We start from the raw sequence: 26,248 nt of genomic DNA, 5'->3' as shown, positions 1-26,248 counted from the left end.
TTCGCGGGACCCTGAAACCGCAGGTCAGGGGCGGGCGGTGAGGTAGCCGCCCATGGTCCGGAAGTATTCGGTGGCGGCGAGTTCGGTACCGTCCTCGGTCCGGACGCGCTCGATGACGAGCCCGTGCGAACGCCCGCGGCGGGCCTCGGGACCGGCGACGATCACGACGCCCTCACCCTCCCGGATGAAGATCCGGCCGGGGGTGCCGCCGTAGAGACCGTCCGACACCGAGGAGCGGACGACGCGCAGCTGCTTCCCGCGGTGGTGGGTGAAGGCGTTGGGGTACGGGTCGGACTGCGCGCGCACCAGCCGCTCGATCTCGTCGGCGGGCCAGGACCAGTCGATGAGACTGTCTTCGAGGGCACGCTTGTGGAAGAAGCTGGCCTTCGACCTGTCCTGTTTGACCGGGGTGAAGTTCCCCTTCGCGATCAGCTCGATGGCGTCGGTGGTGATCGGCGCGATGAGATCGACCGTCCGGTGGAAGAGATCGGTGGTCGTGTCCTTCGGGCCGACCTCGACCGAACGCTGGAGGACGATGTCGCCCGCGTCGAGGTCGGCGTCCATCATGTGGGCGGTGAGCCCGACTTCCTTCTCGCCGTTGATGAGCGCCCAGATCAGCGGCGAGAACCCGGCGTAGGCGGGCAGCAGCGAGTCGTGGACGTTCAGCGTGCCGTGGCGCGGCATCTCGAAGATCTCGGGCGGCAGCCAGGTGCGCCAGTTGTTCGCGACGATCAGGTCGAGATCGGCTTCCTTCAGCTCCGCCAGCAGTTCCGCGTCGTCGGGACGCTGGCGCAGCAGGGTGCGGATCCCGTTGGCCTCGGCGAGATCCGCGACCGAGTCGGCCCAGATCTTCTCGTAGGCGTGGTCACTTTTCGGGTGGGTGACGACGAGGGCGACGTCGTGGCCCGCGTCGATCAAGGCCCGCAGGGTGCGGTGTCCCCAGGTCTGGTATCCGAACATGGCGACCCGCATGGGACCGGCCTCCTCCTGGTCGAGGGATGAACATCACCACTGAAAGTACTAGTTGAGCCTCACCTAACTTAGGTTAGGGTTCCCTGGTCTTTGTAACGAAGTACCGAGATGCGGCTGAGCCGCGCTAGGGGTTCAAGATGGCACGAGCAGTGGTCGGTGAACGGGTTCCGGTCTACGACGTGGTCGGGGTCGGGTTCGGTCCCTCGAACCTGGCGCTCGCCATCGCGGTCACCGAGCACAACGCCGCGCCCGGAGCCGAGACCGTCACCGCCCACTTCCTCGAGCGCCAGCCCCGGTTCGGCTGGCACCGCGGGATGCTGATCGACAATGCCACCATGCAGGTCTCCTTCCTCAAGGACCTGGCGACGATGCGGAACCCGACGAGCTCCTTCAGCTTCCTTTCGTATCTGCACAGCAAGGACCGGCTGGTCGACTTCATCAACCACAAGAACCTGTTCCCGTTGCGGATCGAGTTCCACGACTACTTCGAATGGGCGGCGGAAAAGGTCGACGACCTGGTTTCGTATGGCACCGAAGTGCTTTCGGTCACGCCGGTCTTCGACGGTGACGAGATCGTGTTCTTCGACGTCCACGCCCGTACCGACGGTGAACTGGTGAACCTGCGTGCCCGCAATCTGGTGATGGGCACCGGACTGCGGCCGAACCTCCCCGAAGGCGTGACGCCGGGCGCGCGTATCTGGCACAACAGCGAACTGCTGCATCGCGTGGAGGGCATGGCCGCCGAGGAGCCCCGCCGGTTCGTCGTCGTCGGTGCCGGGCAGAGCGCGGCGGAGGTCAGCGCGCTGCTGCACGATCGCTTCCCGCGGGCCGAGGTGTGCGCGGTCTTCGCGCGATACGGCTACAGCCCCGCCGACGACAGCGCGTTCGCCAACCGGATCTTCGACCCCGAGGCGGTCGGGCGGTTCTACGAGGCGCCGGAAGAGGTCAAGGACCGGCTGATGCGCTACCACGGCGCGACCAACTACTCGGCCGTGGACATCGACCTGATCGACGAGCTGTACCGGCGCGTCTACCGCGAGAAGGTGCAGGGGGTCGAGCGGCTGAAGCTGATCAACGTCTCCCGCCCCACCGAAGTCACCGACACCGGATCCGAGGTCCGGGTCACCATCGAGGCGCTGGAGACCGGGGAGCGGACCACGCTCGACGCCGATTTCGTCGTGTACGCCACCGGGTACGGCCCGGCGGACCCGACGCCGCTGCTCGGCGAGCTCGCGTCCGCCTGCAAACGCGACGACGAGGGCAGGCTCCGCGTCGAACGCGACTACCGGATCGTCACCGAACCGCCGCTGGACGGCGGGGTCTACCTCCAGGGCGGCACCGAGCACACCCACGGCATCACGTCGTCACTGCTGTCCAACACCGCGGTCCGGGTCGGCGAGATCCTCCAGTCCGTTGTGGACCGCCGCGCCGCCGGCGCGTCCCGGCCGGAGTACGCCGTGAGCGGTACCGGACCGGCCTGACGATCCCAGCGCTTGCGAACGGTGGAGGCAACCCCGATGAACCGCGGCTTTCCCCTGACCCCGGCACAGCAGGGGATCTGGCTCGCGCAGCAGCTCGACCCGGCCGATCCGGTCTACACGATCGGCTGGGTCGCGGAGCTGCGTGGCGACATCGATGTCACCCGGCTGGGTGACGCCGTTCGGAGGGCGGTCGCCGAGGCCGAATGCCTGCACGTGACGGTCGGGCTGGACGGCGACACGCCGGTCCAGCGCCCGGTCACTCCCGGCGAGGTCGCCGTTCTCGACTTCACCGGTGAGCCGGATCCGGAGCGCGCGGCCGACGAGTGGGCGCGGGCCGAACTGGCCGTGGTGGCCGACCTCGGCCGGGGCCCCCTCACCGGGCAAGCCTTGCTGATCCTCGCCGAGGACAGGGTCCGCTGGTTCCAGCGCTACCACCACCTGGTGATGGACGCGCACGGACAGGCCGTCCTGACCCGTCGCGCGGCAGCGCTGTACTCGGGTACCGAAGAGGAAGTCTCCTGGCCGCTCTCCGGATTGGTCGAGGCCGCGGAAGCCGATGAAGCCGACCGCGAGTACTGGCTGGGTGAACTCGAGGGCAGGCCGAATCCGGTGCGGCTGCTCGGCCGCGCGTCGTCCGGCCTGATCCGGCTGCGGCGGCACTCGTGGGAGCTGCCCGCGGCGAAGACCGGCCGTCTGCGGAAGTTCGCGCTGGACTCGGGAACGCGGCTGTCCCGCGTCGCGATCGCCGCCGTGGCGGCGTACGCCCACCGCGTGACCGGCGCCGAAGACCTCGTGCTCGGCCTGCCGGTCACCGCGCGCGCCACCCGCGCCCTGCGCGAACAGCCTGGCATGGTCTCCAACGTCCTGCCGCTACGGCTGACAGTGCGGCCCGAGACGACACCGGCGCTGCTCGTCGCCCAGGTGGCGGAGAAGGTTTCCGCGCTGCTGGAACACAGCCGGTATCGCGGCGAGGATCTCGCGCGCGAACTCGGCGCGAGTGGCGGGGTGCACGAACTCGTCGGGCTGAGCGTCAACTTCATGGCCGTGGACGGCGAACTCGCGTTCGGCGACGCGAGCGCCACGGTGCACAACCTCGAACTCGGGCCGATCAGCGACGTCGCCATCGCCGTGTACGACGCCGGTGAGGGCAGGGGCCTCCGCCTCGACTTCGACGCCGACGCGGCCGTTTCCACCGACGACGAGCTCGCCGAGCACCGCGACCGGTTCGCCGCGGTGCTGGACGCGCTGGTGGAGGGGGCCGAACTGCCGCTGGCCGCGATCGACCTGCTCCCGGCCGGCGAACGGGCCCGGATGCTGGAGCTCGGGACCGCGGTGGCGGATTCGCCCGAGGTGTCCTGGCCCGAGGCGTTCGACCGGATCGTGGCGCGGAAACCGGACGCCGAGGCCGTCGTCTGCGAGGACGTCCGGCTGACCTACGCCGAGCTCGACGCCGCCGCCAACCGTCTCGCCCGCCTGTTGCGACAGCGCGGTGTCGGTGACGAGGACGTCGTCGCCGTGGCCATGCCGCGCTCGGCGGATCTCGTCGTCGCGCTCCTGGCCGTCATGAAGGCCGGGGCCGCGTACCTCCCGCTCGACCTCGACCACCCCGAGGATCGCCTCGCGTACATGCTTTCCCACGCGGGCGCGGGAATCGTGGTGTCCACAGAGGACGAAGCCGCGCAGCTGCCGTCCGGCGCGGGCGTCGACCGGGTCCTTCTCGACGATCCGGCCGTCGTGGCCGAACTCGCGGAGCTCGGCGCGTCCCCTGTGGACGTCAGCGGGATAGCGCTGAACCGGGCCGCGTACGTCATCTACACATCGGGTTCGACGGGCAAGCCGAAGGGCGTCGTCCTGACCCACGACGGGATCGGCAGCCTGATCAGCACGGCGACCGAGCGGATCGGCATCGGCGAGGACAGCCGGGTGGTGCAGTTCGCCTCGACCGGGTTCGACGTGACGGTCTGGGATCTGGTCATGTCCCTGTGCGTCGGCGGGACGCTGATCGTGGTGCCGTCGCACCGCCGGGTCGCGGGCGTCGAACTCACCGGCTACATCGCCGGCAACGCGGCGACGCACATGATCCTGCCGCCGTCACTGGTCGCGGCCCTGCCGGAGGACTGCGAACTGCCGAAGGGCGCGGTGCTGATCGTCGGCACCGAGACCGTCCCACCGGAACTGATCGCGCGCTGGGCCGAGGACCTGAGGGTCGTCGCCGCGTACGGCCTCACCGAAGCGACGGTGAACTCGACGCTCTGGGCGGCGGAGCCCGGCTGGACCGGGCCCATCCCGATCGGCAGGCCGGATCCGAACACCCGATGCTACGTCCTCGACACCGCCCTGCGGCCGGTCCCGGTCGGCGTCGAAGGTGAGCTGTACGTCGGCGGCCGAGGCCTCGCCCGGGGTTACGCCGGACGTCCGGGGCTCTCGGCGGAGCGGTTCGTCGCCGATCCCTTCACCGGCGGTGGCGAGCGCATGTACCGCACCGGTGACCGGGTCCGCTGGCGCGCGGACGGGAACCTCGACTTCCTCGGCCGCACCGATCACCAGGTCAAGATCCGCGGGTTCCGGATCGAACCGGGCGAGATCGAATCCGCGCTCGCCGCGTATCCCGGGGTCGAGCGGATCGCCGTCGTGCCGCGTGAGGTCAAGGCGGGGGACCGGCGCCTGGTGGCGTACGTCGTCCCGGAGACGGACGGATCGCCGTCGCTGCTGAAGGACCTGCGCGCCCACGCGGAAACGGCGCTGCCGCACTACATGGTGCCGTCGGCGTTCCTCGCGCTCGACCGGCTGCCGATCATGCCGAACGGCAAACTGGACCGCACGGCGTTACCCCTGCCCGATTTCGGTGCCGCCGCCACCGGCCGCGCGCCGCGCACCGAGCGGGAACGGATTCTGTGCGACGTCGTCGCGCGGGTCCTCGGGCTGGCCTCGGCCGGTGCCGACGACGACTTCTTCACCCTCGGCGGCGACAGCATCCTGTCCATCAGGCTGGTGCTCGGCGCCGCGGAAAACGGGCTCGCCATCACGCCACGGCAGGTGTTCCAGCACCGGACTCCCGAGGCTCTCGCCGCCTGCGCGGAGACTGTCATCGCCGAGTCCACTGTGGACGACCGGCCGCTGCTGGAGCTGACCGGCGCCGAACGCGCGTCGCTCGCCGAATACGCCGACGTCCTGCCCGTGACGCCGTTGCAGGAAGGCTTCTTCTTCCACGCGGAGTTCGAAGGCGGCCAGGCCGCCGACATCTACACGGTCCAGGAGATCCTGGACCTCGAAGGCGACGTCGACGCCGACGCGCTGCGCCAGTCGGTGCAGGCGCTGCTGGACCGGTACTCGTCGCTGCGGTCCGGGTTCCGGCAGCTCGACGGCGGCCAGGTCGTCCAGACGGTGCCCCGGCACGCCGAACTGCCCTGGCGCGAAGTGGCCGCCGAAGACGCCGCGAACGCCTTCGAGGCCGATCGCGCGCGCCGGTTCGACTTCGCCCGGCCGCCTTTGCTGCGAGCCACCTTCGTCCGGGCCGGAGAGAATCGTGCCAGGCTGGCGCTCACGTTCCACCACATCATCGCCGACGGCTGGTCGGTCGTGGTGCTGCTCCGCGAGCTGCTGGCGGGATACGCGGGAGCGGGCGCGCCGCTGCCGGAACCGGCCACCCGCGCGGACCACCTGCGGCGGCTCGCTTCGCGCGATCACGAGGCGTCCCGGAAAGCCTGGCGGAACGCGCTGTCCGGAGTGGACGAACCCACCCGGCTGATCGAGGGAGGGCTCGCGGCCGAAAGGCGGCCGTCGCGAGTTCACCTGAACCTCGGCGCGGGGGCCACGGCGGAGCTGTCCGCCATGGCGCGAGCGCACGGACTCACCCTCGGCACCGTCCTGCACGGCGCCTGGGGGCTGCTCCTCGGCGGGCTCATCGGCCGGGACGACGTCCTGTTCGGCAGCACGGTCTCCGGCCGCGACACCGGCGCCGACGGCCTCGAATCGGCGGTCGGCCTGTACATCAACACCGTGCCGGTGCGGCTGCGCTGGACCCCGTCCGAAACCGTCGCCGCCGTGCTGCGGCGGCTGCAGGACGAGCAAGCGACCTTGCTGGACCACCGGCATCTCGGCCTCGGCGAACTCCAGCGCCTCGCCGGCGCCGGGCAGGAAGACCTGTTCGACACCCTCGTGGTCGTCGAGAACTTCCCGCGTGACGACGAGCGCGCTTCCGGAGCCATCCGGCTCACCGGCGTCGAGGTCACCGACGCGGTGCACTTCCCCGTCGCGATGATCGCGACACCTGGGGAGGACCTGGCGTTCAGCCTCAAGTTCGACGCCGCCCGGATCGACGCGGTCGCGGCCGGGCATGTCGCGGAACGGTTCGCGCGGCTTCTGGAGACGGTCACCGCGAACCCCGGCCTGCCGGTCGCCGCCGTCGACCTGCTCTCGCCCGCCGAACGCGGCCGCCTCGCCGAGCTCAACGCGACGTCGCATCCGGTGCCGGAGCGGACACTCGCCGGGGCCTTCGCCGAACAGGTCCGCAAGACGCCGTCCGCCACGGCCGTGGTGTTCGAAGACACCGAACTGTCCTATGCGGACCTCGACGACCGCGCGGAGCGGCTGGCCCGAAGGCTGCGTTCCCTCGGTGCCGGTCCCGACGGGATCGTGGCCGTCGCCGTGCCGAGGTCGGCCGAACTGATGGTCGCGCTCCTGGCCGTCCTCAAGGCCGGGGCCGCGTACCTGCCGATCGACCTCGACTATCCGGCCGAGCGGCTCGAATTCATGCTCGCCGACTCCGGCGCGCGTCTTGTGCTCTCCGAACCCGGTACGGCTTCGCGGATCCCCTCCGTCGCCGGGCTGACCCAGGTCTCCGTGACCGGCGAGTCCGCCACCGACGACGTCCCGGGCGTGGCCGCCGGGCCGGACAACGCCGCCTACCTGATCTACACTTCCGGATCGACCGGACGGCCGAAGGGCGTGGCCGTCTCGCATCGCGCGATCGTCAACCGGCTCGCGTGGATGCAGCACGAGTACCGGCTCACGGCCTCGGACCGGGTTCTCCAGAAGACGCCGTCGAGCTTCGACGTGTCCGTCTGGGAGTTTTTCTGGGCGCTCTGCGAAGGCGCCACGGTGGTGCTGGCCGAACCGGACGGCCATCGCGATCCGGCGTACCTCGCGCGGCTCATCCGGGAGCGCGAGATCACCACGCTGCACTTCGTCCCGTCCATGCTGGCCGCGTTCCTCGGCAGCGAGCCCGCTCCCGATGATCTCGGGTCGTTGCGCCGGGTCTTCTCCAGCGGCGAGGCTTTGACCGGCGAGACCGTCGCGCGCTGGCGTTCGCTCACCGGTGTCCCGCTGCACAACCTCTACGGCCCCACCGAGGCCGCCGTGGACGTGACCTTCTTCGACACCACCGCGGCCGAGGGCGGGGGAGTCCCCATCGGACGTCCGGTGTGGAACACCCGGACGCACGTCCTCGACGCCTGTCTCCGCCCGGTGCCCGACGGTGTTGCGGGCGAGTTGTACCTCGCCGGTGTCCAGCTGGCCCGTGGCTATCACGGTCGGCCAGGGCTGACCGCCGAGCGGTTCGTCGCGGACCCGTTCGGCGAACCGGGACAGCGGCTGTACCGCACCGGTGACCTCGTCCGGCGCCGCGCCGACGGCGAGATCGAGTACCTCGGCCGCACCGACCGGCAGGTGAAGATCCGCGGCAACCGGATCGAGCTCGGCGAGATCGAAGCGGTCCTCGCCGCGCAGCCGGAGGTCACGGCCGCCGCTGTCGTGGCGAAGGACGGCGCGCTCGTCGGCTACGTGGCCGGTGGCGCGGACCTTGAGCGGCTGCGAGCCGCGGTGAGCGAGGCGTTGCCCGCTCCGATGATCCCGTCGTCGTTCGTGGTCCTCGACGAGTTCCCGTTGACGCCCAGCGGAAAGCTCGACGTCCGGGCGCTGCCCGCGCCCTCGATCGAGCGGTCTGCCGCGATGCCGGGGAACGACCGGGAGCGCGCCCTCGCGCGGATCTTCGCGGACGTCCTCGGTCTGGACACCGTCGGTGCGCACGGCGACTTCTTCCTGCTGGGCGGCGACAGCATCTCGTCGATCGCCGTGTCGAGCCGTGCCCGGCGCGCGGGGTTCGAACTGAGCCCCAAGGACGTGTTCGAACTCCGGACCCCGGCCGCGCTCGCCGCTTCCGCCACCCCGGCGGAGCCGGTGGCCGACGCCGACGGCATCGGCGCGCTCCCGCTCCTGCCCGAAATGCTCCGGCTTCGGGAACTGGGCGACGCGGTACAGCCGGAGTCCGTGCTGCTGACCGTGCCGTCCGGGGCCGACGTGGAGACCCTCGCCGCCGCCCTGCAACTCGTGCTCGACCACCACGACGGCCTGCGGCTCGACCTGACACGGGTCGCCTCGGTGCTGTGGTCGCTCGAAATCCGTCCACAAGGGACCGTCCAGGCCGCTGACCTGCTCCGGCACGCGACCGGGTCCGTCGAGGCCGAACACCGGGCCGCGGTGGACAGGCTGACGGACAAGCTGCTGCAAGCCGTCTGGTTCGACGAACCGGGCAGGCTGCTCCTGGTCGCGCATCCGGTCCTGCTGGACGCGCGGAGCCTGACGATCCTGGCGGCCGACCTCGCGATCGCGTGGGAAGCCGTGGCCGGCGGCCACCCGCCGGTGTTCACACCGGTGCGGACCTCGCTGCGGACCATCGCGCGCCGCGTCACCGAAACGGCGCAGGATCCCGCGCTGCTCGGCGAGATCGAGCATTGGGCCGACACGTTGGCGCCCGGTGCTTTCGAGATCCCGGCCGACGGCGAAGTCCTACGCAGGATCACCCTGTCCGTCGATGACACCCGGAAGCTCCTCGCCGTCCACGGCGAAGTGACCGACGTCCTCCTGACGGCGCTGAAGACCGCTGTCGACGGCGACCTCCTCGTCGACCTCCACGAGCGAGTGGATCCCGCGGACACCGTCGGCGCGCTGACGTCGATCCGCCCGGTGCGGATCACCGCGACCGGCGAACCGCTCGCGATGCTCAAGGCGGTCAAGGAGACCGTCCGGAGGACGCCCGCGGGCTACGGTCCGCTGCGCTATCTCAACGCCCAGGCCGGACCGCTGCTGGCCGGGCTCGCGAAATCGCGGATCGCTCTCCGGTACGACGGCCGGATCCCGGCCGGCGCGGGGGAGTGGCAGGTCGCCGGGTACGCGGCGGTGCCCCCGGCGGGCGACCACGTCCTGCGGATCGGCGTCGCCTGCGAGGACACCGAGGACGGGCCGAGGCTGACGGCGACGTTGGCGGGCCCGGCCGGAGGACTGGCCGACCGCTGGGCCACCGCGTTGGGCGACCTCGCGGCGGCGGGCACCGGCGCGCGGATCGGGCTCACGCCGTCCGACCTCGAACTGGTGTCGCTGACCCAGGAGGAGATCGTCCGCGTCGAGCGGTCCAGCCCGGCGCCGGTCGCCGATGTCTGGCCGCTGTCGCCGCTCCAGGAAGGCTTGTTCTTCCACTCCAGCTACAACTCCGACCGGGTCGACATCTACACCATCCAGGAGGCGATCGACTTCGATCACCGCCTGGACGCCGCACGACTCGAGGCGGCGGTGTCCGCGCTGCTCCGCCGGATTCCCAGCCTCGGGGCCGGGTTCACCAGCGAAGGCCTGCGAGGACCGGTCCAGTTCGTGGCGACCGAGGTCGAACCCCCACTGTCCGAAGTGGACCTTTCGGCGCTGCCCGAAGACGAACGTCGGGTCAGGCTCGACGAGCTGATGGCCGAGGACCGCGCCACACGGTTCGACCTCGGTGCCCCGCCCTTGTTCCGGCTGAAGCTGGTGCGGCTCGGGGACGGGCGCGACCGCGTCGTGCTGAACCGGCACCTGCTGCTCTGGGACGGGTGGTCGGCCTGGCTGTTCATCGAGCAGCTGTTCGCGCTGTACGACCTCGGCGGGGACGACCGGACGCTGCCCGCCGCCGGGTCCTATGTGGACTTCCTGCGCTGGCTGGACCGGCAGGACATCGAGGCGGCCACGGAAGCGTGGCGCGAGGCGCTGTCCGGCCTCGCGGAACCGACCGTCATCGGACCGGAAGGCCGGGACCTGGTCCCCGCCACCCCGGTCAACCTGGACACCGTCCTGCCCGGCGACCTCAGCCGCGGCCTGCGTGAACAGGCCCGCCGCCACGGCCTGACCGTCAACTCCGTGCTCAACGCGGCCTGGGGTCTGGTCCTGTCGACCATGACCGGACGCCACGACGTCGTCTTCGGTGCCGCTGTCGCGGGCAGGCCCGCCGCCGTGCCCGAGATCGAGAACACCATCGGGCTGTTCCTCAACACCGTGCCCACGCGGGTGCGGCTCGACGCGGCCGAGTCCGTCCTGGATCTGGTGCGGCGCCTGCAGTCCGAGCGGATGGACCTGACTCCGTACGAGTTCATGAGCCTCGGTGTCCTGCAACGGGAGGCCGGGCATCGCGTCCTGTTCGACACGCTGTTCGTGCTGCGCAACGCGGACGGCGACGAACGACGTGACGGTCTCCGCCACCGGCACGGCATCACCGATCTGCTCAACATCGACGCGACGCACTACCCGTTGACGCTGGTGGTGACGCCGGGCGAGGAAATCCGGATCACCCTGTCGTACCGGGACGACGTGATCGACGCGGACGAGGCCGCGTCGGTGCTGGGGCGGTTCACCTCGCTGGTCACGCAGATCATCGACGACCCGGCGAAACCGGTCGCCTCGCTCGCGACGGTGTCCACTGAGGACCGAGCCGCGCTGGAGGCTGGCTGGGCCGAGGCCGAGCACCCGGTCGTCGAAGACACGATCGCCGACCTGCTCGCCGCCCAGGCCGAGCGGACTCCCGGCGCGACCGCCGTGGTCTTCGGCGAAGAGCAACTGACCTACGCCGAACTCGACGCGCGGATCAACCGGATGGCCCGGCTGCTGCTGGCGAAGGGGGCCGCGCCGGAGCAGGTGATCGCGCTCGGCCTGCCGCGGTCGATCGAGATGGTCGTCGCGCTGTTCGCCGTGCTGCGGACCGGCGCCGCGTACCTCCCGCTGGAGCTCGACTACCCGGCCGACCGGCTCGCGGTGATGCTGGAGGACGCCGGGCCGTTGTGCCTGGTCACCACAAAGGACGTTTCGGCGACGCTGCCCGACGCCACGCCGCGGGTCTTCGTCGACGATCACGAAGACAGGGCGTTCGGCGACGGCCCGATCTCCGACGCCGAACGCCCGTTGTTCGCGCGAGGTCGCGCGGACCGCCTGGAACACCCGGCCTACGTCATCTACACGTCGGGCTCGACGGGCAAGCCCAAGGGCGTCGTCACGCCGTACCGCGGCCTGACGAACATGCAGCTCAACCATCAGGGCGCGATCTTCGCCCCGGCCATCGCGTCGGCGGGCGGACGGCGGCTGCGGATCGCGCACACCGTGTCGTTCGCCTTCGACATGTCCTGGGAAGAGCTGCTGTGGCTCGTCGAAGGGCACGAGGTCCACGTCTGCGACGAGGAACTGCGGCGTGACGCGCGGGCGCTGGTGGCGTACTGCGACGAGCACGAGGTCGACGTCGTCAACGTGACGCCGACGTACGCGCACCTGCTGATCGAGGAAGGGCTGCTGGAGGGTCACCGGCCCGCGCTCGTGCTGCTCGGTGGGGAGGCGGTTTCGGAGTCGGTGTGGAGCCGGCTGCGGGACACCGACGGCACCTACGGCTACAACCTGTACGGCCCCACCGAGTACACGATCAACACCCTCGGCGGCGGCACGACCGACAGCGACACCCCCACCGTCGGCAAGCCGATCTGGAACACCCGCGCCTACATCGTGGACGCCTGGCTCCGGCCGGTCCGCGACGGTGTGGCGGGAGAGCTCTACATCGCGGGTGAAGGGCTGGCCCGGGGTTACCTCGGTCGTCCCGGCCTGACCGCGGAACGGTTCGTCGCCGACCCGTTCGTCCCCGGTGGCGGGAGGATGTACCGGACCGGTGACCTGGTGCGCCGTCGCGCGGACGGGAACCTCGACTTCCTCGGCCGCACCGACGACCAGGTCAAGATCCGCGGCTACCGCGTCGAACTCGGCGAGATCGAGACCGCGCTCAGCCGGTACCCGGAGGTCGCGCAGGCCGCCGTCATCGCGCGGCCGGACCCGTCGGCGCCCGGGCTGCAACGGCTCATCGGCTACGTCGTCCCGGCCGAACTGAGCGGGGACGCGCGCGCCGAGGCGGAGGCCGACCAGGTCGGCGAGTGGCGGCAGATCTACTCCGACGAGTACACCGAGATCCCGACGGCGTTGTTCACCGAGGACTTCGCGGGCTGGGACTCCAGCTACGACGGCGACCCGATCCCGCTGGAGCACATGCGGGAATGGCGGCAGGCGACGGTCGACCGGATCGCCGAGCTGAAGCCGGAACGAGTGCTGGAGATCGGCGTCGGCACCGGTCTGCTGATGGGTCAGATCGCGCCGCTCGCGCGGGAGTACTGGGGCACCGACCTCGCCGCCCCGGTGATCGCGAAACTGAACCGCGAGCTGGAACAGGACCCGGAGCTGGCGGCCAAGGTGAACCTGCGCGCCCAGCCGGCGCACGTGTTCGACGGCCTGCCCGCCGGGCGGTTCGACACCATCGTGATCAACTCCGTCATCCAGTACTTCCCGAGCGTCGACTACCTGACCGACGTCATCACGAAGGCGATCGGCCTGCTCGCGCCCGGCGGAGCGCTGTTCGTCGGCGACGTCCGGGACCTGCGGCTAGCCAGGGCCTTCCACACCGCGATCCAGCTGACCCGCGCCGACGCGACCTCCGACGTCGCCCAGGTACGGCGGGCGATCGAACGCGGTGCCGCGCTGGAGAAGGAACTCCTGATCGACCCGGACTACTTCACCGCGCTCGCGCGGCAGCTTCCCGAGGTCGCCGCGCAGGTCCGGATCAAACGGGCCCGGCTGCACAACGAGCTGAGCCGGTACCGCTACGACGCGGTCCTGGTCAAGGAACCGGCCGGAACCCTGGCCGTCGCGCAGGCGCCACGCCTGAGCTGGGAGGAAGTCGGTTCTCTGACCGTGCTGGAGGAGCAGCTCACCGGTGCGGAAACGCTGCGGGTGAGCCGGATCCCGGACGCCCGGCAGGCCCCCGAGGTCGAGGCGACCCGCGCGCTGGACGCCGGCGCGCCGCTCATCGACGTGCTGGACCTGTTCCGCGCCCCCACCGGGATCGAGCCGGAGGACGTGCACGAACTCGGGGAGCGGCTCGGCTTCCGGGTGTACTGCACCTGGTCCGCCGACGGCGCCTTCGAGGCGGTGTTCGTCCACAAGGGACAAATGGACGCGCTGGTCACCGGTGTGCACCAGCCGGTCTCGCTCAGCGCGAACCTGGCCAAGTACGCCACAAGCCCGACCGCCGCCCGCGGTGGCGGTGAACTGGTGCAACGCCTGCGCGACAGGCTCAAGACGGAACTGCCGGATTACATGGTCCCGGCCGCGTTCGTGACACTGGGCGCCCTGCCGCTGACCGACAACGGCAAGCTCAACACGCGGGCGCTGCCGGAGGCCGATCAGGCGGTGCGGCTCGCCGAAAGCCGTCCTGCCGAGACCGCCGAAGAGGAGACGCTGTGCGCGCTCTTCGCCGAGGTACTCGGACTGGACGACGTCGGCGTCGAGGACAACTTCTTCGATCTCGGCGGGCATTCGCTGCTCGCCACCAGGCTCATCAGCCGGGCCCGGACCGAACTCGGCGCCGAACTGGCCATCCGTGACCTGTTCGAGGCGCCCACGGTCGCCGAGCTGGCCGCGCGTGCGGGCGGCGGCGAACCGGCGCGGCCGCCGGTGGTCCGCGTCGAACGTCCTGAACGGATCCCGCTTTCGGCCGCCCAGCGCAGCCTGTGGCTCGTCGATCGGATGGACGCGAACGCGGTCGCGTACAACTTCCCGCTGACCTTCCGGCTCCTCGGGCAGCTGGACCTCGAAGCCCTGCGTGCCGCCCTGGGAGACGTACTCGGCAGGCACGACGTCCTGCGGACCGTTTTCGACGAGCACGACGGCGAGCCGTACCAGCGCGTCCTCGATACGCCGGAGGTCCCATTCGGGGTCGAAGAGTGCGACGAAGCCGGGCTGGATGCCCGGATCGCGACGCTCTCACGGACACCGTTCGACCTTTCGCGCGAGATCCCGGTCCGGCTGCGGGTGCTGCGGATCGGCGAGAGCGATCAGGTGATCTCGCTGGTCCTGCATCACAGCGCGACCGACGAATGGTCCGACCGCCCGTTCCTGGGCGATCTGACCTCCGCGTATCAAGCCCGGATCGCCGGTGAAAGTCCCTTGTGGACGGACCTCCCGGTGCAGTACGCCGACTTCGCGTTGTGGCAGAAGGACTTCCTCGATCAGCGCGGCGCCGCTCAAGTCGCGTTCTGGGCCGACGCCTTGCGCGGCGCGCCGGACGAGCTGACGTTGCCGCTGGACCGCCCGCGTCCGCTCCGGCCGACCGGCAGGGGCGGAAAGGTGAGGTTCCCGCTGTCCGGAGAGCTCTCGGCCGCCGTGCGCGACCTGGCGGCGAAAGCCGGTGCGAGCCCGTTCATGGTGCTCCAGGCGGCGGTGGCCGCGTTGCTGCACCGGACCGGCGCCGGGGACGACATCCCGCTGGGTGCCCCGATCGCGGGACGGACCGACGCGGCGCTCGACGATCTCGTCGGGTTCTTCGTGAACACGCTGGTGCTGCGGACCGATCTGTCCGGCGACCCGACGTTCACCGCGCTGCTGGACAGGGTGCGCGAGGCCGATCTCGCCGCGTTCTCCCACGGCGACCTGCCGTTCGAGCGCGTCGTCGAGGAGCTGAACCCGCCCCGGGTGCCGGGGCGCAACCCGCTGTTCCAGGTGATGGTCGGCTACCACCGGCAGGCGGACGCGTCCGAAGTGCTCGGCCTGCCCGCCGAGTGGTTCGAGATGGACACCGGCATGGCGAAGTTCGACCTGCATTTCACGATGGTCGACGACGGCGACACCGCCACGCTGATGCTGGAGTACGCCGAGGACCTCGCGGACGAGGCGACGGCCGGGCGGTTGCTGGCCCGGCTCACGTCGCTGCTGGAGCAGGTCACCGACGAACCGGACCGGCCGGTCGCCCTGCTCGAAGTCCTCGTCGGCGACGAGCTCGCGCGGGTGACCGAATGGAACCGCACCGCCCGTGAAGTCCCGGCCACGACGTTGCCGGAGTTGTTCGAGGCGCAGGTGGCGCGGACTCCGGACGCGTCCGCTGTGGTGTTCGAGGGCTCGGAGTTGTCGTATGCCGAGTTCAACGCGCGTGCGAATCGGCTGGCGCGGTGGCTGGTCGAGCGGGGCGTGGGGGCGGAGTCGGTGGTGGCGGTTTCGCTGCCGCGATCGCTCGATCTGGTCGTCGCGTTGTACGCGGTGCACAAGGCCGGTGGGGCTTACCTGCCGGTCGATCGCGACTACCCGGCCGATCGCGTCGCGTTCATGCTGGAAGACGCCTCGCCCGCCGTCGTTCTCGACGAGTTGCCCGATCTGGACGGCTACTCCGGGGAGAATCTGGGGCGGACCGTGGATCCGTCGTCACCGGCGTACGTGATCTACACGTCCGGTTCGACTGGTCGTCCCAAGGGTGTTGTCGTGCCTCACGCGGGCATCGTGAACCGGTTGTTGTGGATGCAGGACGAGTACGACCTCGCGGCCGATGACCGGGTTTTGCAGAAGACGCCGTCGAGTTTCGATGTGTCGGTGTGGGAGTTCTTCTGGCCGTTGATCACCGGTGCGACCCTGGTGGTCGCCAAACCCGAGGGGCACAAGGATCCGGCGTACCTCGCCGAACTGATCCGCACGGCCGGGATCACCACCGTCCACTTCGTCCCGTCGATGCTCGCGCTGTTCCTGGAGACCGCGGAGTGCACGGGATTGCGCCGAGTGATCTGCAGCGGTGAGGCACTGCCGTCCGAACTGGCCGCCCGTGTGGACGTGCCGCTGTACAACCTTTATGGCCCGACCGAAGCGTCCGTCGACGTCACGGCCTGGCAGGCCGGTGCCGAAACGACGCCGTCCGTCCCGATCGGTCGTCCGGTGTGGAACACCCGGACCTACGTGCTGGACGCCGGGTTGAACCCGGTCCCGCCGGGGGTCCCGGGTGAGCTCTACCTCGCGGGTACGCAGCTCGCGCGCGGATACCTGGCCCGGCCGGGGCTGACCGCCGAGCGCTTCGTCGCCGACCCGTTCGGCGAACCGGGGGAGCGGATGTACCGCACCGGGGACCTCGCCCGCTGGTCGGACGACGGCGTGCTGGAGTTCCTGGGCCGCGTCGACGACCAGGTCAAGATCCGTGGCTTCCGGGTCGAACTCGGCGAGGTCGAGGCAGCGTTGATCGCGTCGGCGTCGGTCACTCGTGCCGTGGTCGTCGCTCGTGAGGACCGGCTGGTCGCCTATGTCGTCGGTTCGGATGACGGACTGCGGGACGCGCTGGCCGCGAAGCTGCCCGAGCACATGGTGCCGTCGGCCTTCGTCGTGCTCGACGAGATCCCGCTGACCCCGAACGGCAAACTCGATCGCAAGGCACTGCCCGCTCCCGAGTTCGCGACCACCAACGGCCGCGAGCCGCGGAACGCCCGGGAAGAAACCCTGTGCGCGCTGTTCGCCGACGTGCTCGGCGTCGAGCGGGTCGGGATCGACGACGGCTTCTTCACCCTCGGCGGGCATTCGCTGCTGGTGATGCGCCTGGTCAGCCGGATCTCGGCGAGCCTGGACGCCACCGTGTCGGTCCGCGACGTCTTCGACGCGCCGACCGTCGCGGCGCTGGCCGAGAGGCTCGCGGAACCGTCGGCCCTCCCGGTCTTGAGCGCCGGGAACCGGCCGGACTTGCTGCCGCTTTCACCGGCGCAGCAACGGTTGTGGTTCCTGTACCGGCTCGAAGGGGTCACGCCCACCTACAACATCCCGCTCGCCTGGCGTCTGCACGGTGAGCTGGACGCGGACGCGCTCCGTGCGGCGATCGGCGACGTCGTCGATCGGCACGAAACGCTCAGGACCGTGTTCACCGAGGAAGGCGACGTCGTCGCGCAGCGGATCCTCACCGACGCGCGCCCGGACGTGGTGTTCGCCGAGGCCGTGGATCTGCCCTCGCAGCTGTCCGCCGAAGCCGGCCGTGGGTTCGCCCTCGACGAGGAACTCCCGATCCGGGCCGCGGTCTTCGCCGTGTCGCCGCGTGAACACGTCCTGCTGCTGGTGCTGCATCACGTCGCCACGGACGAGGGTTCGCAGGGACCGCTGATGGCCGACCTCGCCACGGCGTACGAGGCTCGCCTGGCCGGTCATGGTCCACAATGGACGGAATTGCCCGTCCAGTACGCGGACTACGCCCTGTGGCAGCGGGAACTGCTCGGCTCGACGGCCTCCGGGCACCTCGAGTTCTGGCAAGAGGCCCTGGCGGGCCTGCCGGACGAGCTGGCGCTGCCCTCGGACCGGCCGCGTCCGGCCGAGTCGAGCCACCGCGGCGGTCTCGTCACCTTCCCGGTCGACGCCGTACTCACCGAACGGCTGCGCGAGACGGCGCGGCGGCACGACGTCAGCATGTTCATGCTGGCGCAGGCCGCGGTCGCGGTCCTGTTGCACCGGCTCGGCGCCGGGGACGACATCCCGCTCGGCGCGCCGAGTTCCGGCCGTACCGACGAACGTTTGGAGCCGCTTGTCGGGTTCTTCGTGAACTCGCTCGTCCTGCGTACCGATCTGTCCGGCGATCCGGTGTTCACCGACCTGCTGGCGCGAGTGCGGGCGACGGACCTCGCCGCTTTCGAGCACCAGGACCTGCCGTTCGAGCGGCTGGTCGACGCGGTCAATCCGGAGCGTTCGCTGGCCAGGCACCCGTTGTTCCAGGTGATGGTGGTCTACCTGCCCGAATCCGGCGACGGGCCGGTGCTGCCCGGTCTGCGCGCGGAGCAGGAGGACTTCGCGCAGGGCGTCGCCAAGTTCGACCTCGAATTCGGGTTCCTGGAGAACGACGGCGGGATCTCGGGCGCGATCGAGTACAGCGCGGACCTGTTCGACCACAGCACGGCCGAGGGGTTCGCACGGCGCCTGGTCGCCGTGCTGGAGCAGGTCGCCGCCGACCCCGCGATCCCGGTCGGCGCGTTCGACATCCTCGGCGAAGACGAGCGCGCGTTACTCGTCCGGTGGAACGACACGGCGCACGACGTCCCGGCGGCGACGTTGCCGGAGTTGTTCGAGGCGCAGGTGGCGCGGACTCCGGACGCGTCCGCTGTGGTGTTCGAGAGCTCGGAGTTGTCGTATGCCGAGTTCAACGGGCGGGCGAATCGTTTGGCGCGATGGCTGGTCGAGCAGGGTGTGGGCGCGGAATCGGTGGTGGCGGTTTCACTGCCGCGATCGCTTGACCTGGTCGTCGCGCTCTACGCGGTGCACAAGGCGGGAGCGGCGTATCTGCCGCTCGACACGGACTATCCGGCCGACCGCCTGGCCTTCATGCTCGAAGACGCTTCACCCGTGGTCGTTCTCGACGAGCTGCCTGCGCTGAAGGGCTACTCGGCCGAGAACCTGGGCACGGCGGTGGATCCGTCGTCGTCGGCGTACGTGATCTACACGTCCGGTTCGACCGGGCGTCCCAAGGGCGTTGTGGTTCCTCACGCGGGCATCGTGAACCGGCTGTTGTGGATGCAGGACGAGTACGACCTCGCGGCCGATGACCGGGTTTTGCAGAAGACGCCATCGAGTTTCGATGTGTCGGTGTGGGAGTTCTTCTGGCCGTTGATCACCGGCGCGACCCTGGTCGTCGCCAAACCGGACGGTCACCGCGATCCGCGGTACCTCGAAGAGCTGATCCGTGAGCAGCGGATCACCACCCTGCACTTCGTCCCGTCGATGCTGGAAGCGTTCCTCGCCGAAGAACCCGGGTGGCACGACGTCCGCCGGGTCCTGTGCAGTGGTGAGGCGCTGCCGCCGGAACTGGCCGCGCGCGTGGACGTCCCGCTGCACAACCTCTACGGCCCGACCGAGGCCTCGGTGGACGTGACTTCCTGGGCGGTCGTCGACGACACCGTCCCCATCGGACGTCCGGTGTGGAACACCCGGGTCCACGTGCTGGACGCCCGGCTCCGGCAGGTCCCGCCGGGGGTGACGGGCGAGCTGTACCTGGCGGGGGCGCAACTCGCGCGTGGCTACCTCGGCCGTGCCGGGCTGACCGCCGAGCGGTTCGTGGCGAACCCGTTCGCGACGGGGGAGCGGATGTACCGCACGGGCGACCTCGCGCGGTGGCGTGCCGACGGCGCGCTCGACTACCTCGGCCGTGCCGACGACCAGGTCAAACTGCGCGGGTTCCGGATCGAGCTGGGCGAGATCGAGGCCGTGCTCTCGGCGCGGGTGGTCCTGCGGGAAGGCAGGCTCGTCGCGTACCTGGCAGGGGAAGCCGACGTCGAGGAAGCGCGGCGGCTGGCCGAGGCGGCCTTGCCGGAGTACATGGTGCCGTCGGCGTTCGTGGTTTTGGACGCGTTCCCGGTGACTCCCAACGGGAAGCTCGACCGCAAGGCGTTGCCAGCCCCGGAGTTCACGGTCTCCGACGACGCTCCGAGGACACCACGAGAAGAATTGCTCGCGTCGCTCGTCGCCGGCGTGCTCGGGCTGGAGAAGGTCGGCGTCCACGACGACTTCTTCCGTCTCGGCGGGGACAGCATCGTCGCGATGCAGCTGGTCGGGCGCGTGCGGCGGGCCGGGCTGCTGCTCAGCCCGCGGGACGTCTTCCGGCACCGGACCGTCGCGGCGCTCGCCGAGGTCAGTTCGGTGCGGCTCGACGCGCCCACGCCGGAGAGCGGGAAGCCGTTGGTGGAGCTCGACGCGGGCGAACGCGCCGAGATCCTCGACCTCGCGCCGGACACGGTGGAAGTGTGGCCGCTGACGCCGTTGCAGGCAGGTTTGCTCTTCCACGCGACGATGGACGGCGACGGGCCCGACGTCTACACCGTGCAGGTGTCCTTCGACCTCGAAGGACCGCTCGACCCGGCCCGCTTGCGCGATGCCGCACAGGCACTCGTCGACCGGCACGCCGTCCTGAGGACGGGCTACCGCTACCTCGCCTCCGGCCGTCCGGTCGCGCTGGTGGCGCGCTCGGTCACCGTCCCCTGGCGCTTCGTGGACTCCACAGGCTCCACAGGCTCCACGGACGTCGAGGCGGAGCTGGCCCACGACCGGCGCCGGTTCGATCCGGCGTCCGCGCCGGTGTCGCGGTTCCTGCTGGTGGCTCTGCCCGATGGGCGGCACCGGCTGGTGTTCACCCACCAGCACGTCCTGCTCGACGGCTGGTCCGTGCCGCAACTGTTCGCGGAGCTGTCGCAGCTGTACGCCGGTGCCGACTTGGCGCCGGCCCGCCAGTACCGCGACCATCTCGGCTGGCTCGGGGAGCAGGATCGTGAGGCGGCGGAAGCCGCTTGGCGGCAGGCGCTCGACGGGCTGAGCGAGCCGACGCACCTCGTCCCGCACGACCCCCAGCGGGTCCCGGCGCTGCCGGAACGCCTGTCGCTGGAGCTGTCGGAACAGGCGACCGGCGCGCTGTCCGAACTCGCGCGCTCACGCGGGCTGACGTTGAACACCCTCGTCCAGACCGCGTGGAGCATCGTGCTCGGCAGGCTGACCGGCCGCTCGGACGTCGTGTTCGGCGCGACGGTCGCCGGGCGCCCGCCCGAGCTGGCCGGGGTCGAGCGGATGATCGGCCTGTTCATCAACACGATCCCGGTGCGGATCGCGGTCGACCCCGCCGAGAAACTGGGCGCGCTCCTCGACCGGGTCCAGGACGAGCAGTCCGGTTTGCTGGCGCATCAGCACTTCGGGCTCGCCGACATCCAGCGCGGCGCCGGGCTGGGGGAGCTGTTCGACACGCTGATGGTGTTCGAGAGCTATCCGGGCGCTGACGAGGACGAGACCGGGGCGGGGCTGCGCGGGGAGATCGTGCGCCACGAGGACTCCACGCATTATCCGCTCACGTGGGCGGTGGAACCGGGAACGCGGCTGAAACTCACCGCGGAGTACCGCGTCGACCTGTTCGACGCCGGACTGCCGGAAAGGCTTCTCCCGGCGATGGAACGGGTGCTGGCCGCGATGGTGTCCGATGTGGACATTCGGGTCGGCAGGATCGGCATCCTGGCCGACGCCGATCTCGACCTGATCTTGCGCGAGTGGAACGGGACGGCGCTCGACGTCGAACCGTCCACTGTGGCCGGTCTGTTCGATGAGCAGGTCCGGCGTTCGCCCGGCGCGACGGCGGTGGTGTCCGGCGAGGTCGCCTGGTCGTTCACCGAGCTGAACGAGCGCGCCAACCGGCTGGCCAGGGCGCTGGTCGCGCACGGGATCGGTCCGGAGGACTTCGTCGCCTTGGCACTGCCGCGTTCGGCGGACGTCCTGCTGGCGATCCTCGCGGTCCACAAGGCGGGGGCGGCGTACCTGCCGCTCGACCCGGACTACCCGGCGGACCGGCTGGCCGCGATGCTGGCCGACGCGTGGCCCAAGGTGATCCTGACCGAGCCCGAGCTGCTGGAGTCGTTGCCGCGGACCGAGATCGAGACGCTGGCGTTGTGCGCGCTCGTCACCGAAGACCGGCCGGTGCACGACCTCACCGACCGGGACCGTGTCCGCCCGCTCGGCCCGGAGCATCCGGCGTACGTGATCTACACGTCGGGTTCGACCGGGACGCCCAAGGGGGTCGTGGTCCCGCATCGCGGTGTGGTGAACCTGTTCCACAGCCATCGCACCACGCTGCACCGGCCCGCGGTCGAGGCCACCGGCAAGCCGCATCTGCGGGTGGGGCACGCGTGGTCGTTCTCCTTCGACGCGTCCTGGCAGCCGCAGTTGTGGCTGCTCGACGGGCACGCCGTGCACATCGTGGACGAGGAGACCCGGCGGGATCCCGAGCTCCTGGCCGCGATGATCGAACGGGACGGCTTCGACTTCATCGAGGTCACGCCGTCGTTCTTCGCGCAGATGGCGGAGGCGGGTCTGCTCGACGGCGACCGGTGCCCGCTCGCCGTGATCGGCGTCGGCGGGGAGGCGGTGCCCGAGAGTCTCTGGCGACTTCTGGCGACTTTGGACGGAACCGAGGCCTTCAACCTGTACGGGCCGACGGAATCCACAGTGGACGCCCTGGTGGCGCGGATCGGTGACAGCGACAAGCCGCTCGTCGGCCGTCCGGTCGCGAACACCCGCGCCTATGTGCTGGACGCGTCACTGCGGCCGGTGCCGCCCGGGGTCACCGGTGAGCTGTACCTCGCCGGTTCCGGACTCGCCCGGGGTTACCTCGGTCGGGCGGCGCTGACGTCGGAACGATTCGTGGCGGATCCGTTCGGCCCGGCGGGTGCCCGGATGTACCGGACCGGCGACCTCGCCCGCTGGACCGCGGACGGTCGGCTGGACTTCGGCGGTCGCGCCGACGACCAGGCGAAGATCCGCGGTTTCCGGGTCGAGCCGGGCGAGATCGAAGCCGTGCTCGAACGGCACGACGGCGTCGCGCAGGCGGTCGTCCTGGTGCGTGAGGACCGGCCGCGGGTCAAACAGCTGGTGGCGTACGTGGTGTCCACTGTGGATCGCGCGGAGCTGCGGCGGTTCGCGGCCGAGACGTTGCCGGAGTACATGGTCCCGGCGGCGTTCGTCACGCTCGACGCGCTTCCCGTGTTGTCCAACGGGAAGCTGGACCGCAAGGCGCTGCCCGCTCCGGACTACGCCGAGCTGACCGGCGGCCGGGCGCCCGAGACCGCTCTCGAGAGGACGTTGTGCGCGCTCTTCGCGGAGGTGCTCGACGTGCCGGAACTCGGTGCCGACGACGACTTCTTCGCCCTCGGCGGGGACAGCATCGTCGCGATGCGGCTGGTCGGCCGGGCACGCGCGGCCGGGCTGAAGATCACGCCGCACGAGGTGTTCGCGCGCCGGACGGTCGCCGCGTTGGCCGAGGTCGCCGAGAGCCTGGAGGACGACGGGGCCATCGCGCTCACGCCGATCATGCACGCGCTCCGCGAACTCGGCGGGCCGATCGCGGGTTACCACCAGGCGGCGCTGCTCCGGACGCCGTCCGGGATGACCGGCGAGCAGCTGGAGACGGTGCTCGGCGCCGTCGTCGACCGGCACGACATGCTGCGTGCGCGGCTCGATCGACCGGCGGATGGCTGGGTGTTGCGGGTGCCCGGATCCGTCGAGGTCGTGATCGAACGCGTCGATGTTTCGGCCGGCGACTTGCTCGCGATGATCGAGCTGCACGCGGAGCCGACGCGGTCCCGTCTGGACCCGGACGCCGGTGTGATGCTGAGCGCGACGTGGTTCGACGCGGGATCGGCCGGGCCGGGACGGTTGCTGCTGATGATCCATCACCTGGCCGTCGACGGTGTCTCGTGGCGGATCCTGTTGCCGGACCTCGCTTCCGCGTGGGAATCCGTCGCCGGCGGAGAGACGCCGGAGCTGCCCTCGGTGCCGACGTCGTTCCGGCGATGGTCGCGAGCCCTGTCCACTCAGGACCGTGGTGGCGAGCTGGACCGGTGGAAGACGGTGCTGGGCGGTGCGGATCCGCTTGTGCTGGACCGGCCGCTCGACCCGGCTCGGGACGTCCTGGGAACGGTCAAGAAGCTGACGCTGACGCTGCCCGCCTCCCGGACGGCGCCGCTGCTGTCCCGGGTGCCGTCGGCGTACGGGGCGACGATCAACGACGTCCTGCTCACCGGGCTCGCGCTGGCCGTCGCCCGATGGCGCCGTGATGGGGGGCAGGCGGTGCTGGTCGACGTCGAGGGGCATGGCCGTGAAGAGGACCTGGCCGGTGGTGCGGACCTTTCGCGGACGGTCGGCTGGTTCACCAGTGTCGTGCCGGTGTGCCTGGACCTGGGCGATCTCGATCTGGACGACGCGTTCGCCGGTGGGGCCGCCGCCGGCGTCGCGCTCGGGCGGGTCAAGGCGCACCTGGACGGGCTGCCGGACGGTGGGATCGGGCACGGTCTGCTCCGGTATCTCGACCCTCGGACCGGCCCTGAACTCGCGAAGTTCGCGAAGCCGCAGATCGAGTTCAACTACCTCGGCCGGATCGGCGTCCCCGAAGCGACCGACTGGTCGTACGCGGCCGAGGCCGAGGCGGCCGAAATCGGGGCGGACGAAGACATGCCGGTCTCGCACGCGCTGACGATCAACGCCCGGACGGAGGACCGCCCCGGCGGCCCCGAGCTGGGCGCGCAGTGGTCCTGGCCGGACGCGGTACTGACCGAAGAGTCGGTACGGGACTTGGCGGAGGACTGGTTCGCCGCGCTCGACGCGCTGACGCGCCGGGCTGATACACCGGATACACCAAAGGAGAACAAGGCATGACGAACCCGTTCGAGAACCCCGACGGCACGTACCTGGTGCTGGTCAACGGCGAGAACCAGCACAGCCTGTGGCCCGAGTTCGTCGAGGTCCCGGCGGGCTGGACCACGAAGTTCGGCCCGGCCTCGCGTCCTGAGTGCCTCGAATACGTCGAGACGAACTGGACGGACCTGAGGCCGGCCTCGCTGGTCAAGGCCATGGAGTCCTGACCCGCTTCTCGTCAAGTCCGTGAAGGACTCCTTGAGAGTCCATCCATGCCCCCGCCGCCACCCTCAACGGAGGCGCTGCGCGCCACTGCGTGGATTCAAGTCCCTCAAGGAGTCCTTCACGGACTTGCGTTGTTCAGCTTCGCGACCGGATTCGGCCATAAAACGTGAGTAGCGTTCACATTATGGATCGAAGAGCATTTATGGTGACCGCCCCTGCCGCGGCGGCAGGGGTGGCGATGCTGCCGGGTCAGGCGGAGGCGCAGCCCCAGGCGCAGGCGAAGTGGGGTCCACAGTGGCCGGTCGTCCGGTTCAACATCCTCAGTGACATCCAGGGCGATCTCACCGACTTCGGCAGCGCGCTCGACGATCTGCACGCGATCAACCCGGGCAGTGCGGGACTCGGTATCGCGGGTGACCTCACCCCGCGCGGATACGACTTCGAGTACGCCCAGCTTCGCCAGACCTTCGACAAGCACCGGCATCCGCGCGAGGTCGCCTGGGCCATCGGCAACCACGAGTTCTACGTCCCGAAATGGCGGGATCCCGACACGCTCGCCCAGGAGACCTGGCCCAACGGCACGACCGAGGACTCGCTGTTCCGCAGTTTCTACCGGTTCGCGGGCCGCAACACCGTCTACAACGAGACGTCGTTCGGCGGGGTTCCGGTGCTGTGTCTCGGAACCGAGCGGTACGCCAAGTACCACGACCTCAAGCTGTGGGACGAGGTCTGGATGAGCGACCGGCAGTTCACCTGGCTCGAACAGCGCCTGAAGTACTGGTCGATCCGGCGCAGCCCGGTGATGGTGCTGACCCATCACCCGCTGCCCAACACCGTTTCCGGTACGCACAACAAGCTTTACCGGTCCGACTACCTCCAGCCCGACAGGCTGCTCTCGATCCTCGGCCGCTACCGGGACGTGTTCCTGTTCTCCGGGCACACGCACTGGGACCTGAACCTTTCGGACTGGGTGGTGCGCCGGGTCGTTCCGGGCACCGGCAACCTCGAAGGCTTCACCGTGGTCAACACCGCCGCCGTCCAGACCGGCTGGACGGACGACGGCAAGGGCGGGGAAGTGTCGCTCGGCGGCGCGTTCAACCAGGGGCTGCAGGTCGAGGTCTCGCCCGGCTCGGTGGTCATCAAGGCCCGTGACTTCACCAGCAAGACCTGGCTGAAGCAGATCACCGTTCCCTTGCACGACTCCTGGGGATTCCCGCACTGACCACGAGTCCGGTCCCGCGTCGGTGCGGCGGGCCGTGAGTGGTGACCCGGGGTTCTGACCGGAGCGGTATTTGCCCCGCGCGCGGTGGCGG

5 protein-coding genes are annotated in these 26,248 nt (G+C 70.3%); 4 read left to right on the top strand and 1 reads right to left on the bottom strand.

Going from position 1 to position 26,248, the window contains the following annotated elements; genetic code table 11:
* Window positions 1-24 precede the first annotated feature (24 nt).
* Window positions 25-972 carry a methionyl-tRNA formyltransferase gene (locus tag CFP71_RS02175; protein WP_093932133.1) on the bottom strand — a complete coding sequence of 316 codons (948 nt, stop codon included), beginning with the start codon at window positions 970-972 and terminating at the stop codon, window positions 25-27.
* Window positions 973-1,109: 137 nt separating this feature from the next.
* On the opposite strand from CFP71_RS02175, the gene CFP71_RS02170 reads away from it, so the two are divergent.
* The 4 genes from CFP71_RS02170 (at window position 1,110) to CFP71_RS02155 (ending at window position 26,157) form a co-directional block, all read left to right on the top strand.
* The gene (locus CFP71_RS02170) at window positions 1,110-2,453 is read left to right on the top strand and encodes a lysine N(6)-hydroxylase/L-ornithine N(5)-oxygenase family protein (RefSeq protein ID WP_093932132.1); all 1,344 of its coding nucleotides are present in this window, start codon (window positions 1,110-1,112) and stop codon (window positions 2,451-2,453) included.
* Between the two features lie 21 nt (window positions 2,454-2,474).
* A complete protein-coding gene (locus CFP71_RS02165) occupies window positions 2,475-24,731 on the top strand; it encodes a non-ribosomal peptide synthase/polyketide synthase (protein WP_279629203.1) in 22,257 nt (7,418 codons plus the stop codon).
* The gene (locus CFP71_RS02160) at window positions 24,728-24,937 is read left to right on the top strand and encodes an MbtH family protein (protein ID WP_093932130.1); all 210 of its coding nucleotides are present in this window, start codon (window positions 24,728-24,730) and stop codon (window positions 24,935-24,937) included. Before CFP71_RS02165 ends, CFP71_RS02160 begins: the two co-directional genes overlap by 4 nt.
* Before the next feature lie 200 nt (window positions 24,938-25,137).
* The gene (locus tag CFP71_RS02155) at window positions 25,138-26,157 is read left to right on the top strand and encodes a metallophosphoesterase family protein (protein ID WP_093932129.1); all 1,020 of its coding nucleotides are present in this window, start codon (window positions 25,138-25,140) and stop codon (window positions 26,155-26,157) included.
* The last annotated feature ends 91 nt before the right edge of the window (window positions 26,158-26,248 follow it).

Origin of the sequence: Amycolatopsis thailandensis, from assembly GCF_002234405.1 — a bacterium.
Lineage (GTDB): Bacteria > Actinomycetota > Actinomycetes > Mycobacteriales > Pseudonocardiaceae > Amycolatopsis > Amycolatopsis thailandensis.
This window is presented reverse-complemented; position numbering and strand designations above follow the sequence as displayed.

What these genes read in the sequence shown, in the direction of transcription:
- CFP71_RS02175 (WP_093932133.1), bottom strand. Translation starts at nt 972, where the DNA reads ATGCGGGTCGCCATGTTCGGATACCAGACCTGGGGACACCGCACCCTG.
- CFP71_RS02170 (WP_093932132.1), top strand. Translation starts at nt 1,110, where the DNA reads ATGGCACGAGCAGTGGTCGGTGAACGGGTTCCGGTCTACGACGTGGTC.
- CFP71_RS02160 (WP_093932130.1), top strand. Translation starts at nt 24,728, where the DNA reads ATGACGAACCCGTTCGAGAACCCCGACGGCACGTACCTGGTGCTGGTC.
- CFP71_RS02155 (WP_093932129.1), top strand. Translation starts at nt 25,138, where the DNA reads ATGGTGACCGCCCCTGCCGCGGCGGCAGGGGTGGCGATGCTGCCGGGT.